Below are 12106 nucleotides of genomic sequence, written 5' to 3'. Positions count from 1 at the left end.
CTCGGCGCAGCCGAGCGGGGAGAGGGCGGCTCGGCGCAGCCGAGCGGGGAGAGGGCGGCTCGGCGCAGCCGAGCGGGGAGAGGGGTTGCTGCGCGTCCGCACGCGCACCCCCTCACCCTCCCACCGCTACGCGGCGGGCCCCTCCCTCTCCCGCGAGGGGAGAGGGGTTATGACTTGCCCCAATCGCGGAAAATGCACGTGCACCGTGCCGGCGCCGTCCACGTCGCGCGCAATGACGATGCCGCCGGCGTCGCAGCGCAGCAGGCGGCCGACGGACGGTGCATCGCGATTGCCCTCTTGCGCCACGCCCACCATCATCCCGGCGGCGAACGGCGCATCCACCCCACCTGACACCGGCAGCGGCGCGGCCGAAGCGTGCGCCAACGCGGCGTCGGCGGTCAGTTCCTGCCGGTCGCCATGGCCGAAGCCGGCCAGGCGCGCATACCAGTCCGCCACATGGGGCCGGGCCAGCATCGCTGCAGCGGTATCGGCGGCAAACGGCACCGCGGCCACGAACCAGAGATTGCTGTAGAGCGCGAGATCGCCCGCGCCTGGCGCATCGCCGCCGATGAACGCGCGGCCATCGGCCAGCGTGTCGGACAACCAGGCGCTGGCCACCATGGCCTGACCGGTCAGATGCGGCGCCGATTTGCCGAGTTGGCCCAGATCCATGCCGAACCGCGCCTGGCGATCCTTTATGAAGCCTTCCCCCATCGCATCGGCCGGCATCGCGCCCATTGCGGCACCGACATGGGCAAGAAACTGCGGGCCATTGGCCCAACTGGCAATCATCCGGTGCAGCGGGCCGAGCGGCGCGGGATAGAGCGAGCGCCCCCCCAGTGCTTCCAGCGCCGGCAGGATCGCGCCGGTGTCGCAATAGATGTCCGCGCCCACCTGCACCATCGGCGTGCGGGCATAGCTGCCGGTCAGCCGCGTCTGGTCCGGCTTGGGCAGGATATTGGGCACCATCACGCTGCCCCAGGCGATGCCCTTCACCCCGAACGCGGCGCGCACCAGTTCGGCGAAGGGCGATGCATCATAATGATAGAGAATGGGAAGCATGGCGGGTCAACTCCGGTAATCGGCGTTTATGCGGATGTAGCCGTGGGTGAGGTCGCAGGTCCACACCCGCGCCCGGCCCGGCCCAAGGCCCAGATCGGCGGTGATGCGGATCTCGCTGCCGGCCAGATGCGCGGCCACCGGCGCTTCGTCATAGCCGGGCACCACCGCGCCATGTTCGGCCACCAGCGTGTCGCCGAAACGGATGGAGAGCAGGTCGCGCTCGGCGGGTTCGCCGGCCTTGCCGACCGCCATCACCACACGGCCCCAATTGGCGTCGCCGCCGGCAATCGCGGTTTTCACCAGCGGCGAATTGGCGATGGACAGCGCCACGCGCCGGGCCGAGGCATCATCCACCGCGCCGGCCACATTCACTTCGATCAACTTGGTCGCGCCTTCGCCGTCGCGCACCACCAGGATGGCAAGCTGCCGGCACACGTCGGCCAGCGCAGCGGCGAGCGCATCGGCACCGGCCTCTTCCATCGTCGCCAGTTCGGGATTGCCAGCCGCGCCGGTGGCGAAGGCCAGCACGGTGTCAGAGGTTGAGGTGTCGCTGTCCACGGTGATGGCGTTGAACGTGCCCCCCACGGCAGCGCTCAACATCGCCTGCCACAGTGGCGGCGTGATGGCGGCGTCGGTGAAGATGAAGCCCAGCATCGTCGCCATGTCGGGCGCGATCATGCCGCTGCCTTTCACGATGCCGGTGATGGTCACGCGCGTGGCGCCCAGCATGGCGGCGGCAGTGGCGGCCTTGGGGAAGGTGTCGGTGGTGCCGATGCTGTTGGTGGCCGCCAGAAAATCCGCCTGGCCAAGGGCGGCGTGGGCGCGGTCCACCCCGGCCAGCGCTAGATCAACCGGCAGCGGCACCCCGATGACGCCGGTGGAGGCGCTGAACACCTGATCGGGCGCACAGCCCAGCCGTTCGGCCACCCGCGCCGCCTGCGCCTGCGCGGCCTGGCGACCCGAAAGACCCGTGAAGGCATTGCTGTTGCCGGCGTTGACGATCAGGCCGCGCGCGCGGCCGCCGGGCAGATTGGCGCGGCAACGTTCGACTTCGGGGGAGGGGCATTTGCTGGTGGTGGTGACGCCGGCCACCGCAGTGCCGGGGGCCAATTCCACCAGCGTCACGCAATCGCGCGTCCATTGCTTGTAGGGCACGGTGGCGGTGCCGATGCGCACGCCGGCGATCGGCGCCAGTTCGGGGAAGGGCAGGGCGAGCGGCGAGATGGTCATGGCTCCGCCTTTGCCACGCGCGCGCGCCTTGTCCAGAGGCTTCCACGGTTGACTCTGCGCGGCGTGCGCTTTATCGGCATCGCTCTTTCCGGTGGCGGGCATCCGTCACCATCACGATCTGTTTTCAGGACTGCCCCGATGAAGCGCACCTATCAACCGTCCAAGCTCGTCCGCGCCCGCCGCCACGGCTTTCGCGCGCGTATGGCCACTGTTGGCGGCCGCAAGGTGATCCACGCCCGCCGCGCGCGTGGCCGCAAGAAGCTTTCGGCCTGATCCCAATGAAGGCGCCGGACACGATCCGGCTGCGGCGGGATTTTCTGGCCGCCAATCAGGGCCGGCGGGTGCCAACCGCCGGCTTTGTGCTGCTGGTGCGGCAGCGCGACGATGGCGAGTCCGCGATGCGCGCTGGCTTCACCGTCACCAAGAAGATCGGCAACAGCGTGGTGCGCAATCGGCTGAAACGCCGTCTGCGCGAGATCGTCCGGCTGGTACTGCCCGCCCATGGCCATGCTGGCGCCGATCATGTGCTGATTGGCCGCGACACCGGCCTGACACGCGATTTCGCCGTGTTGCAGGCCGATCTCGCCAAGGCGTTGGGCAAGGCGCATCTGCCGCCACCAACACCCCGCGAACGCAGATGAAACGCCTGCTGATCTGGCCGATCCGCATCTGGCAGGCGACATTTTCCGCCGTCATGCCGCCATCGTGCCGCTTCACCCCCAGTTGTTCGGCCTATGCCATCACCGCCATCGAACGCCATGGCCCCATCAAAGGCAGCGCGCTCGCCATCCGTCGCATCGGCCGTTGCCATCCATGGGGACCATCGGGCTATGACCCGGTGCCATGACCGGCTATAGGCAGCCACATTCCCCCGAATCCGCCAGCAAAGAGACAGGCCTTGGCCCAGGACAATCAATCGCCCGACACGAAGAACATCGTGCTGGCCGTACTGCTTTCATCGCTGGTGCTGATCGGCTGGACCTTTCTGGCCGATCGCTTCCTGCCGCCCGATACGGTGCCGGCCCCGGTTTCGGCCCCAGTCTCTGCCGGCGCAACGGCGCCCGCCTCTGCTTCTGCCGCCCCTGCGGCGCCGGGCAGCGCCCCGGCGATCGCCGGCGCGGCCGCTGTCGTGCCGCGCGCTGCGGCGCTCGCCGCCGGCGCGCGGGTGCGCATCGTCACGCCGCGCCTCACCGGGTCGATCAATCTGACCGGTGCGCGCTTCGATGATCTGGTGCTGCCGCGTTACCGCCAGACGGTGGACGGCAATTCGCCACCGACCCGGCTGTTTTCGCCGGGCGGCACCGCCGACGCGCAGTTTGCGCAGTTCGGCTGGGTTGGCAGTGCCGCGCCGCCGGCCAGCGCCGTGTGGACCGCCGATCGCGCTACGCTGACGCCGACCACGCCGGTCACGCTGAGCACCACGGCGCAGGGCCTGGTGTTCCGCCAGAAGATCAGTGTCGACGGCGATTACATGTTCACGGTGGAACAGAGCATCGACAATCCGACCGGTCAGTCGATCAGCCTGCAACCCTTCGGCCTGGTCTCGCGCCGCGGTGAAGCGGCAAAGGCCGAAACCAATATCCATGTCGGCCCGGTCGCCGTGCTTGATGGCACGTTGAAAGACACGGACATCGAATTCGATGATCTGAAGGATGGTGGCCCCCAGCATATCCCGTCGACCGGCGGCTGGCTGGGCCTGACCGAGAAATACTGGCTGGCCGCCAGCATTCCCGATCAGAAGGCGCGCATCACCGCCACGTTCCAGCACGCGGCGGGCCAGTATCAAACCGATTGGCTGGCCGGCGCGATCAATGTGCCCGCCGGTGGCCGCATCACCAGCACGGCGAAACTGTTTGCTGGTGCCAAGGAGGTCGATCTTCTGGATCGCTACACCGAATCCGGCATCCCGCGCCTCGACAAGGCGGTGAGCTGGGGCTGGTTCGAAGTGATCGCCAAGCCGATCTTCTATCTGCTTGATTGGCTGTTCAAGTTCACCGGCAATTTCGGCGTGGCGATCATCGGCCTGACGCTGATCGTGCGTGCCGCCATGTTCCCGATTGCCAACAAGCAATATGAATCCATGGCCAAGATGCGCCTGGTCGGCCCGAAAATGAAGGCCATCCAGGAGAAGTACAAGGACGACAAGCTGAAGATTCAGCAGGAGATGATGGCGATCTACAAGACGGAAAAGGTCAATCCGCTCGCCGGGTGCCTGCCGATCCTGTTGCAGATTCCGATCTTCTACGCGCTCTACAAGACGTTGCTGATCTCCATCGAAATGCGTCACCAGCCGTTCGTGCTGTGGTTGCATGATCTGTCGGCGCCGGATCCGTTGACGCCCTTGAACCTGTTCGGCCTGATCGCCTGGCAGCCACCGGCGATGATCGCGCTGGGCGTGCTGCCGATCCTGCTTGGCGTCACCATGTATGTGCAGCAGAAATTGAGCCCCGCCACCATGGACCCGGTGCAGCAGCAGGTGTTCGCGCTGATGCCGTGGCTGTTCATGTTCTTCATGGCGCCGTTCGCCGCCGGGTTGCAGCTCTATTGGACGATCAACAACCTGGTTTCGATCGCCCAGCAGCTTTACATGAACCGCAAATACCCGACCCCGGCGACGCCGCCCGGGCAGATGGTGGTGGATGCCAAGCCGGTTGCAGCAAAACCGGCGGCCAAGCCGGGCCCCAACCCGCCGCCGCCGCGCTCGCCTGCTGGTGGGCGCCGCCGCAAGTGACCGTGGACGACGAACAGGATGATCTGATCGAACTGGCGCGGCGGCGCTTTGCCGGGCCGGTGAATTTCCTGCTGTCCGCGCCGGAGCTGCAGTTCCTGCCCGCGCCGGATGTGCCGGAAGTCGCCTTTGCCGGGCGATCGAACGTGGGCAAATCCTCGCTGTTGAATGCCATCACCGGCCGGCATGGCCTGGCGCGGACCTCGGTGACGCCAGGGCGCACGCAGGAACTGAATATCTTCGAAGTGGGGGAGCCCACGATGTTCCGGCTGGTGGACATGCCGGGCTATGGCTTTGCCGAAGCGCCCAAGGATGTGGTGCGGCAATGGAAACATCTGGTGTTCGATTATCTGCGTGGCCGCGTCGTGCTGCGCCGCGTGCTGGTGCTGATCGACAGCCGCCACGGCATCAAGCCGGTGGACCGCGAGATCATGTCCCTTCTCGACAAGGCGGCGATGAGCTTTCTGGTGGTGCTGACCAAGGCGGACAAGATCAAGCCGAGCGCGCTGGCGGCGCTGACCGAAGCGACGCTGAACGCCAGCCGCATCCATCCCGCCGCCTATCCGCAGGTGTTTGCGACCTCGGCGGAAAAGGGCCTGGGCATCCCCGAACTGCGCGCCGCGATCCTGGCGGCGGCGACGATATGAGCCTGACCATCACCCTGAACGGCGATCCGCGCCGGGTTGCGGACGGATGCAGCGTGGCGGACCTGCTGCGCGAACTCGATCTGCCGGCTGACAAGGTGGCGGTGGAGCGCAATCTGTCCATCGTGCCGCGATCCTCGTTCGCCGATGTGACGCTGGCCGAGGGCGATGCGCTGGAAATCGTGCATTTCGTTGGTGGTGGTCAGGATGACGATACGTGGTCGGTGGCGGGTCGCACCTTCACGTCGCGGCTGATCGTCGGCACCGGCAAGTACAAGGATTATGCCCAGAACGCCGCTGCGGTGGCGGCTTCGGGTGCCGAAATCGTCACGGTCGCGGTGCGGCGGGTGAATGTCACCGATCGCAATGCGCCGATGCTGACGGACTATATCGATCCCAAGCGCTTCACCTATCTGCCCAACACGGCCGGCTGCTTCACCGCGGACGATGCCATCCGCACGCTGCGCCTGGCGCGCGAGGCGGGGGGCTGGAATCTGGTGAAACTCGAAGTGCTCGGCGAAGCGCGCACCCTCTATCCCGACATGGCCGAAACGCTGCGCGCCACCGATATCCTGGTGAAGGATGGCTTTGAGGTGATGGTCTATTGCGCCGATGATCCCATCGCCGCGAAGAAGCTGGAAGAGTTGGGCGCCGCCGCGATCATGCCGCTGGGCAGCCTGATCGGTTCCGGCCTTGGCATCCAGAACCCGGTGACGCTGCGGCTGATCGTCGAAAATGCCAAGGTGCCGGTGCTGATCGATGCCGGGGTGGGCACGGCATCGGATGCCGCCGTGGCCATGGAACTGGGCTGCGCCGGCGTGCTGATGAACACGGCGATTGCCGAAGCCAAGGACCCGATCCTGATGGCACGTGCGATGAAACTGGCGGTCGAATCCGGCCGCCTTTCCTATCGCGCCGGGCGCATGGGCAAGCGCCGCTATGCCGACCCGTCGAGCCCGCTGGCGGGCTTGATCTGAAGGCGCCGGCCTGCGGCCCGCGTCCCCGCATCTGACATTCAGCCGCTGTTCATGTCCAAACATTACATGTGTGTAATGCAGGGTCGAAGATGCGCTGGAAGGAAAGGCGATGACGATCAATCTGTGGCCAAGGTGCATTGGGAAAATCGCGGCCTTGGCGTTGGCCATGCTGGCGACAGCGGCCCCGGTGCAGGCCGCAGAAAGCGACGCGGTTGCAACGCCTGTCGCCCAACAGACCCAGGCCCGCGATGATCTGCTTGGCCTGCACTTTGGCATGGCGGCCGTAACGGCGCGCCGCTTCCTCGAAGGGCGGGGCTTCAGGCTGATCGGATTCCAGTCCGGCCCGTCGTGGTATGCGCTGGTCGGGAAGCAGACCAAGACCAGCGTCGAGCGCCGCTATCGTGGTTCCATTTCCGCTGCCCGTTTCGAGGGCCCCAACGGCGAGGCTTTCGCGCTGGATTTCGTGCAGATGCCGCGCGGTGCGGCGCTGTCGCGGGCCGCTCTGCAAATGCCTTCCACGCTGTCGCCCGAGCAACTGCGGACCGCGCTGATACTGGCCTATGGAGCTCCCAATTGCGGGGAGGGCTGGTGCCCAGCTGTCAGGGACGGGCCACGGGCGCGACTGCAGCCGCGGATCATGGCAGACTTTGCCGCGCGCACTGTCACGCTGGATGCCGGCCCGCAACTGGCGCAGCTGGCACCCCAATCGGTGCAGGAAGCCATCCGCGATTGCCGACAATCGCGCCTTGGCGTGCCCATAGATTCGGAATATTTCCGCTGGGCCTGCTAGCGGTTGATCTAACCTGGATTGCGGGCAACGCCAGGCACGCCGGCGATCTCCACCCAGTGCTGCTTGCTGTCGGTCCAGAACTGCATCTGCGGGGTGAAGGCGCTGGTGTCGTCCAGTGTGCCGGCCTTGATGAAGACGAGATCGGGCGCAGCCGAGACGCGGCTGAACAAGGGCGAGCCGCAATTGGGGCAGAACTGGCGCAGCACCGCGCCGCCGGACTCGCCATGGTCCTCAAAGGTCTTTACTTCGCCGATGACGCTCAGCGCTGCCGCCGGCACGCCCATGATCATCGACCAGCCGCTGCCGGCCTGGCGCTGGCAGTTCTTGCAATGGCATACCGCCTGCATCACCGGTTCCGCCGCCACGTTGTACCGCACCGCGCGGCACAGGCAGCCGCCTTCAAGAGTGGCCATGATCCTGTTCTCCCTGTTGTCGTGCCGGAAAGGCTAACGCGGCGGCGGGCGCAGCACAATTGCCGCCTTGCTTGACAGCCTGCAGGCCGCCGCCCACGTTGCAACGGCGGGGGTGATGATGGCACAGGCAGGCGCGCGGGCGGGGGCGGTGACGGCGCTGGTCTGGCTGATCGGACTGGCGGTGTTCATCAACTATGTCGATCGCGGCACGCTGGGCATCGCCGCGCCGCGGCTGAAGGCCGATCTTGGCCTCAGCGCCACCGAATATGGCCTCGCGGCGTCCGCCTTCTTCTGGGTCTATGCCCCTGGCCAGTTGGTGGCAGGCTGGCTGGTCGGTCGCAGCCACGCCGGCTGGTTGCTGGCGGCCGGGCTTGGCCTGTGGGGGCTGGCGACGGCCTTGACCGGGCTGGCCAACGGCCTGCTGGCGCTGGTGCTGCTGCGCCTGCTGCTGGCGGTGGGTGAGGCCGTGACCTTTCCGGCGCTGTTCAAGCTGATTGTCGATCATGTCGATGCCGCCCGGCAGGGGGAGGCCAATGCAGCACTGTCCATTGGCCTGGCGCTGGGGCCAGCCTTTGGCACGCTGGCCGGCGGGCTGCTGCTGGCGGCGCTGGATTGGCGCTGGCTGTTTGCCATCGTGGGCATCGCCTCGCTGCTGTGGCTGGTGCCGTGGATTGTCACCATCCGCCGCCTGCCGCCGCCGGCCGCGCATGGCGGCGCTGGCGGCGGTGGCCCGACCTATCTGCAGATCCTCGTCACCCGCGCGGCCCTGTCGCTCTCGCTGGCCCAGGTGTGCTGGGGCTTCGGCCTGTATTTCCTCGTCACCTGGCTGCCGCTGTGGCTGGTGGACGTGCGCCATTACAGCCTGGCTGACATGGCGTGGATTGGCGCGCTGGCCTTTGCCGCGCAGGCCGTGGCGGCGCTGATGGCCGGCAAGGTGAATGATCGCCTGTTGCAGCGCGGCCTTGCCCCGGGGGCAGTGCGCCGCAGCGGCGCCATGCTGGGCACGATACTGACCGCAGCAGGTCTGGCCGGCATTCCGCTGTCGAACAGTCAGTCAAGCCTTGTCGCGGCGCTGCTGCTGGCCGGGTTCGGGATCGGCATCATGCATGTCTGCGTCAACATGATGGCGCAGATGTTTGCCGGGCCGACGGCGGTGGGCAAGTGGACCGGGGTCCAGAACGGATTTGGCAACATCGCCGGCATCGTCAACCCGCTGATCACCGGGGCCATCATCGATGCGACCGGCAGCTACAACGCCGCCTTCGCGCTGGCCGCCGGGATGCCGTTGATCGCCCTGTTCAGCCTGGCCGTGCTGGTGCCGCGGGCGGAACCGATCGACTGGTCGCAGCGATAGCGCGCGCGTGAACGGTGCGGCTTATTGCGCCGCCACATGCACTGCATTGCCGACCAGCACCAGCCGGCCCGCCGCGTCGCGTACCTCCGCCCGCAGCCAACCGGGGCGGGTGATGGGCGCGTTTAGCGCCAGCAGCGTGTCTGGCCCGGTGACGCTGCGCGGTGGCTGGGCGGTGCCGTTGACGATCAGGGTGAGGGTGCAATTCGCGCAGCGGGTGAGGGCGATTTCGACGGGCAGCACCCCGCCGGGCGGCAGGCGCGCGGTGCCGCCCATCGGGATCTTGCCGGCCGGGGTGATCGCGAACAGGTCGAGCGTGCGCCCCGCCGCGGCGTCGGTATCCACGAACACGCGGCCGGCGCGCAGGCCAGCCATGATGGCGGGGGTGGAAAGCGCGTCGGCCCAGACGGCGGTGACGATGCGGCCGATGGCGCGGGCGTCGGGGGCGGCAATGGTGGGATCGTGATTGTCGCTGCCGGCGATCGGCGCGAGGTGGTGGCCGGCGTTGAGGAGGCTCTCCCAGAACTTGATGCCTGACAGCGGCGTATCGAGGCGTCCGCCGAGCGCCGCCATGGCGCCGCCGTTGGCGATCTCGATGGCAGTGACGCCGCGCCAATCGGTGCCCGCCAACGTCCAGCCGCAGCCCATGCAGGCCGCGCCGGATGGCAGCGCCGGGTGATTGATCGAGACGACCCCGCCCAGCTTCGCCATGGCCCGGCTCCAGGCGGCGCCATCGGGCACTTGCGGTGTGCCGATGCGGAATTCTGCCAGCGCCGTGACGCCCAGCATATTGGCGTGGCCCTGGAAGCTCGTCACCTCCTGGCCGGGGATCAGCAGCAGCCGCGAGAAGGCCGGTTGCAGGCCGGCCAGTTCGGACAGGTGCGAAACCGTGTTGTGATCGGTGACCGCCAGGAAATCGAGGCCGGCGCGGGCGGCGGCTTCGACGCTGCGATGGACGGGGCAGGGCACGCGCGCGCCGGCATCGTTGGCGCAGGTGCCGTCACTGTGGCCGCTGTGGCTGTGCAGATCGCCGCGATACCAGCCGGGGCCGCTGCGCAGTGGCGGGGTGGCGGCGGGTGCGAAGTCTATGTCGGCGCGCCAGTCGCTGCGGCTGCCGGGCTTCGCATTCGGCACGCCCATCAACAGCGTGAAACGGCGGCCCGCAACCGGCCCGGCCAGGTAGGACGGCGTCGCCACCATGTCCCCCACCACGAATTGCGCCTTGTTGCCGCCGCTCCAGCCACGGAAGCGTTGGCCTTCAAACAGGCCGAGATCGATCACCGTGCCGCCGCTGCGATCATAAGAGAAATCGACGCTGAACGCGGTCACGCCGGCCGGCACCGCGAAGGGCGTGGCGATGAAATGCTGATGATCGGCGCCGGTGATGGTGCCGCTCAGCCGAAGGTCCGGTTCGGCCGCGAGGGCCGGCTGGATCAGCCCCAGCAGCAGGGCAAGGAGCGCGCGCAGTCTCGCGCGCCGGATCACAGAGCGGTGCGCAGCACGCCGATCACATCGGCATAAAGTTCACGCTTGAACGGCGCGGCCATCTCGACCAGCGAATCGAGCGGGCTCCAGCGCCAGGTCCGGAATTCCGGGTGGGCGGTGGCGATGTTCACGTCGGCATCCGTGCCCAGGAAGCGCAGCGCATACCATTTCTGGCGCTGGCCGGCGAACTTGCCCTTCCAGATCCTGCCGATCAGCTCGTCGGGCAGATCATAATAATGCCAGTCCGGCGTTTCGCCGAGCAGCTGGGTCAGCGCCGGATCGACACCGGTTTCCTCCCACAATTCGCGCAGGGCGGTGTCATACGGGTCTTCGCCGGGATCGATGCCGCCCTGCGGCATCTGCCACGCCTCGACCATCTGATCGAGGCGCTGGCCGGTGAAGACCAGGCCTTCGGCGTTGACCAGCATCACCCCCACACAGGGCCGATAGGGCAGGCCGGAGGGATGTTCGCGCGGGGCAGCAGAGGGGGTCATGCGCGGCCCAAAAGCAGCTTCAGATCGGCGATGCAACCGAGCAGATCATCATGCGCACTCGGGATGCCCTGCCGCATCGTGAAGCAGCCGTGGATCTGGCCGGCGGCCTCGTGGTAGCTGACGCGCACGCCATATTCGATCAGGCGGGCGGCATAGGCGCGGCCCTGATCACGCAGCGGATCGAGGCCGCAGGTGTTGATCAGCGTCGGCGGCAGGCCGGCCAGCGTTTGCGCAAACAGCGGGCTGGCGTGGGGCTCACGCAAATCCGCTTCACTGCCGGCCATGTACAGGCCGATGAACCACGCCATCGCATCGGCGGTCAGCACATAGCCATCGGCAAACTCGGCCATCGAACCGGCCGTCGCCGTCATGTCGGTAACCGGATAGATCAGCCATTGCGCCAGGATCGGCACGGGCAACTGCCCGTGCAGCGCGTTGGTGACTGCGGCGGCCAGATTGCCGCCGGCACTGTCCCCAGCCGGAATCACCCCCGTAACAGCGCCGCCCAAGTCGGCCGGCGATCCGGCGGCCCAGCGCGTGGCGGCCACGCAATCGTCGATGGCCGCCGGAAAGGCCGCTTCGGGGGCCATGCGATAGTCCACGGATACGAGCCGCATCGCCAGCAGCCGGGCGATTTCGGCGCACAAGGGATCATGGGTATCAAGATCGCCAATCACCCAGCCGCCGCCATGAAAATACATCAGCACCGGCCCGGCAGCATCGACATTGGCCGGTGTGTACAGCCGGGCCTTGATGTTGCCGGGGATGGTCAGATCGGTGGTCGCAATCTCCCCGCGCGGCCGTTCGAGCATCTGGGTCATGCCGCTCATCATCGCGCGGCCTTCCTGCGGGGACAGTGCGCTGAGCGGTGGGCCTGGCTGTGCGGCCATCATGCCAAGCAGGTTTTGCACGTCCGGACGAACATAAGGCAT

The 12106-nt window shown here is 67.4% G+C and carries 14 protein-coding genes; 8 read left to right on the top strand and 6 right to left on the bottom strand.

The window, feature by feature from the left end; genetic code table 11:
• Nucleotides 1-126: 126 nt before the first annotated feature.
• Both ABWP22_RS12265 and argJ read right to left on the bottom strand, forming a co-directional pair.
• Entirely contained in the window at nt 127-1062 is a 936-nt protein-coding gene (locus tag ABWP22_RS12265) for a glutathione S-transferase family protein (RefSeq protein ID WP_353200264.1), read from the bottom strand.
• A gap of 6 nt (nt 1063-1068) precedes the next feature.
• Nucleotides 1069-2292, bottom strand: a complete 1224-nt coding sequence (gene argJ / locus ABWP22_RS12260) for a bifunctional glutamate N-acetyltransferase/amino-acid acetyltransferase ArgJ (protein ID WP_353200263.1) — start codon at nt 2290-2292, stop codon at nt 1069-1071.
• A 138-nt stretch (nt 2293-2430) separates the two neighbouring features.
• Between argJ and rpmH the strand changes: the two genes are divergently transcribed.
• From rpmH to ABWP22_RS12225, 7 genes are all read left to right on the top strand, one after another.
• Nucleotides 2431-2565: a 50S ribosomal protein L34 gene (gene rpmH, locus ABWP22_RS12255; RefSeq protein WP_310475467.1), complete on the top strand. Its 135-nt coding sequence runs from the start codon at nt 2431-2433 to the stop codon at nt 2563-2565.
• Between the two features lie 5 nt (nt 2566-2570).
• Nucleotides 2571-2933 (top strand): ribonuclease P protein component, encoded by a 363-nt coding sequence (rnpA, locus tag ABWP22_RS12250; protein ID WP_353200262.1) that lies wholly within the window; start codon nt 2571-2573, stop codon nt 2931-2933.
• The gene (yidD, locus tag ABWP22_RS12245; RefSeq protein ID WP_353200261.1) at nt 2930-3139 is read left to right on the top strand and encodes a membrane protein insertion efficiency factor YidD; all 210 of its coding nucleotides are present in this window, start codon (nt 2930-2932) and stop codon (nt 3137-3139) included. The genes rnpA and yidD overlap by 4 nt, the downstream gene beginning before the upstream one ends.
• A 51-nt stretch (nt 3140-3190) precedes the next feature.
• Complete coding sequence (yidC, locus tag ABWP22_RS12240) at nt 3191-5023, top strand: membrane protein insertase YidC (RefSeq protein WP_353200260.1); 1833 nt, start codon at nt 3191-3193, stop codon at nt 5021-5023.
• Nucleotides 5020-5667: a ribosome biogenesis GTP-binding protein YihA/YsxC gene (gene yihA, locus ABWP22_RS12235; RefSeq protein ID WP_353200259.1), complete on the top strand. Its 648-nt coding sequence runs from the start codon at nt 5020-5022 to the stop codon at nt 5665-5667. Before yidC ends, yihA begins: the two co-directional genes overlap by 4 nt.
• Nucleotides 5664-6641 (top strand): sulfur carrier protein ThiS, encoded by a 978-nt coding sequence (gene thiS / locus ABWP22_RS12230; protein ID WP_353200258.1) that lies wholly within the window; start codon nt 5664-5666, stop codon nt 6639-6641. Before yihA ends, thiS begins: the two co-directional genes overlap by 4 nt.
• A gap of 160 nt (nt 6642-6801) precedes the next feature.
• Nucleotides 6802-7431 carry a hypothetical protein gene (locus ABWP22_RS12225; protein ID WP_353200257.1) on the top strand — a complete coding sequence of 210 codons (630 nt, stop codon included), beginning with the start codon at nt 6802-6804 and terminating at the stop codon, nt 7429-7431.
• Between the two features lie 8 nt (nt 7432-7439).
• On the opposite strand, the gene ABWP22_RS12220 is transcribed toward ABWP22_RS12225, so the two are convergent.
• Complete coding sequence (locus ABWP22_RS12220) at nt 7440-7844, bottom strand: GFA family protein (protein WP_353200256.1); 405 nt, start codon at nt 7842-7844, stop codon at nt 7440-7442.
• 115 nt (nt 7845-7959) lie between these two features.
• Here ABWP22_RS12220 and ABWP22_RS12215 point away from each other — a divergent pair, with 115 nt between their 5' ends.
• Nucleotides 7960-9198: an MFS transporter gene (locus ABWP22_RS12215; RefSeq protein ID WP_353200255.1), complete on the top strand. Its 1239-nt coding sequence runs from the start codon at nt 7960-7962 to the stop codon at nt 9196-9198.
• Nucleotides 9199-9219: 21 nt separating this feature from the next.
• Here ABWP22_RS12215 and ABWP22_RS12210 read toward each other — a convergent pair whose 3' ends face one another.
• Genes ABWP22_RS12210 through ABWP22_RS12200 form a run of 3 tightly spaced genes read right to left on the bottom strand, consistent with a single transcriptional unit; the run spans nt 9220 to nt 12106 of the window.
• On the bottom strand, nt 9220-10680 hold the full coding sequence (locus ABWP22_RS12210) for a CehA/McbA family metallohydrolase (RefSeq protein ID WP_353200254.1): 1461 nt from the start codon (nt 10678-10680) through the stop codon (nt 9220-9222).
• Nucleotides 10677-11174, bottom strand: a complete 498-nt coding sequence (locus ABWP22_RS12205) for an RNA pyrophosphohydrolase (protein ID WP_353200253.1) — start codon at nt 11172-11174, stop codon at nt 10677-10679. Before ABWP22_RS12205 ends, ABWP22_RS12210 begins: the two co-directional genes overlap by 4 nt.
• Nucleotides 11171-12106 (bottom strand): alpha/beta hydrolase, encoded by a 936-nt coding sequence (locus ABWP22_RS12200; RefSeq protein WP_353200252.1) that lies wholly within the window; start codon nt 12104-12106, stop codon nt 11171-11173. The genes ABWP22_RS12205 and ABWP22_RS12200 overlap by 4 nt, the downstream gene beginning before the upstream one ends.

Origin of the sequence: Sandarakinorhabdus sp. (genome assembly GCF_040398665.1) — a bacterium.
In the GTDB taxonomy this organism is placed as follows: domain Bacteria; phylum Pseudomonadota; class Alphaproteobacteria; order Sphingomonadales; family Sphingomonadaceae; genus Sandarakinorhabdus.
The sequence above is the reverse complement of the archived record's forward strand: the minus strand, read 5'-3'. Positions and strand labels throughout refer to the sequence as shown.

Excerpts from the sequence above, each read along its gene's own strand:
- ABWP22_RS12265 (WP_353200264.1), bottom strand. The coding sequence starts at position 1,062 with ATGCTTCCCATTCTCTATCATTATGATGCATCGCCCTTCGCCGAACTG.
- argJ (WP_353200263.1), bottom strand. The coding sequence starts at position 2,292 with ATGACCATCTCGCCGCTCGCCCTGCCCTTCCCCGAACTGGCGCCGATC.
- rpmH (WP_310475467.1), top strand. The coding sequence starts at position 2,431 with ATGAAGCGCACCTATCAACCGTCCAAGCTCGTCCGCGCCCGCCGCCAC.
- rnpA (WP_353200262.1), top strand. The coding sequence starts at position 2,571 with ATGAAGGCGCCGGACACGATCCGGCTGCGGCGGGATTTTCTGGCCGCC.
- yidD (WP_353200261.1), top strand. The coding sequence starts at position 2,930 with ATGAAACGCCTGCTGATCTGGCCGATCCGCATCTGGCAGGCGACATTT.
- thiS (WP_353200258.1), top strand. The coding sequence starts at position 5,664 with ATGAGCCTGACCATCACCCTGAACGGCGATCCGCGCCGGGTTGCGGAC.
- ABWP22_RS12220 (WP_353200256.1), bottom strand. The coding sequence starts at position 7,844 with ATGGCCACTCTTGAAGGCGGCTGCCTGTGCCGCGCGGTGCGGTACAAC.
- ABWP22_RS12215 (WP_353200255.1), top strand. The coding sequence starts at position 7,960 with ATGATGGCACAGGCAGGCGCGCGGGCGGGGGCGGTGACGGCGCTGGTC.
- ABWP22_RS12205 (WP_353200253.1), bottom strand. The coding sequence starts at position 11,174 with ATGACCCCCTCTGCTGCCCCGCGCGAACATCCCTCCGGCCTGCCCTAT.
- ABWP22_RS12200 (WP_353200252.1), bottom strand. The coding sequence starts at position 12,106 with ATGCCTTATGTTCGTCCGGACGTGCAAAACCTGCTTGGCATGATGGCC.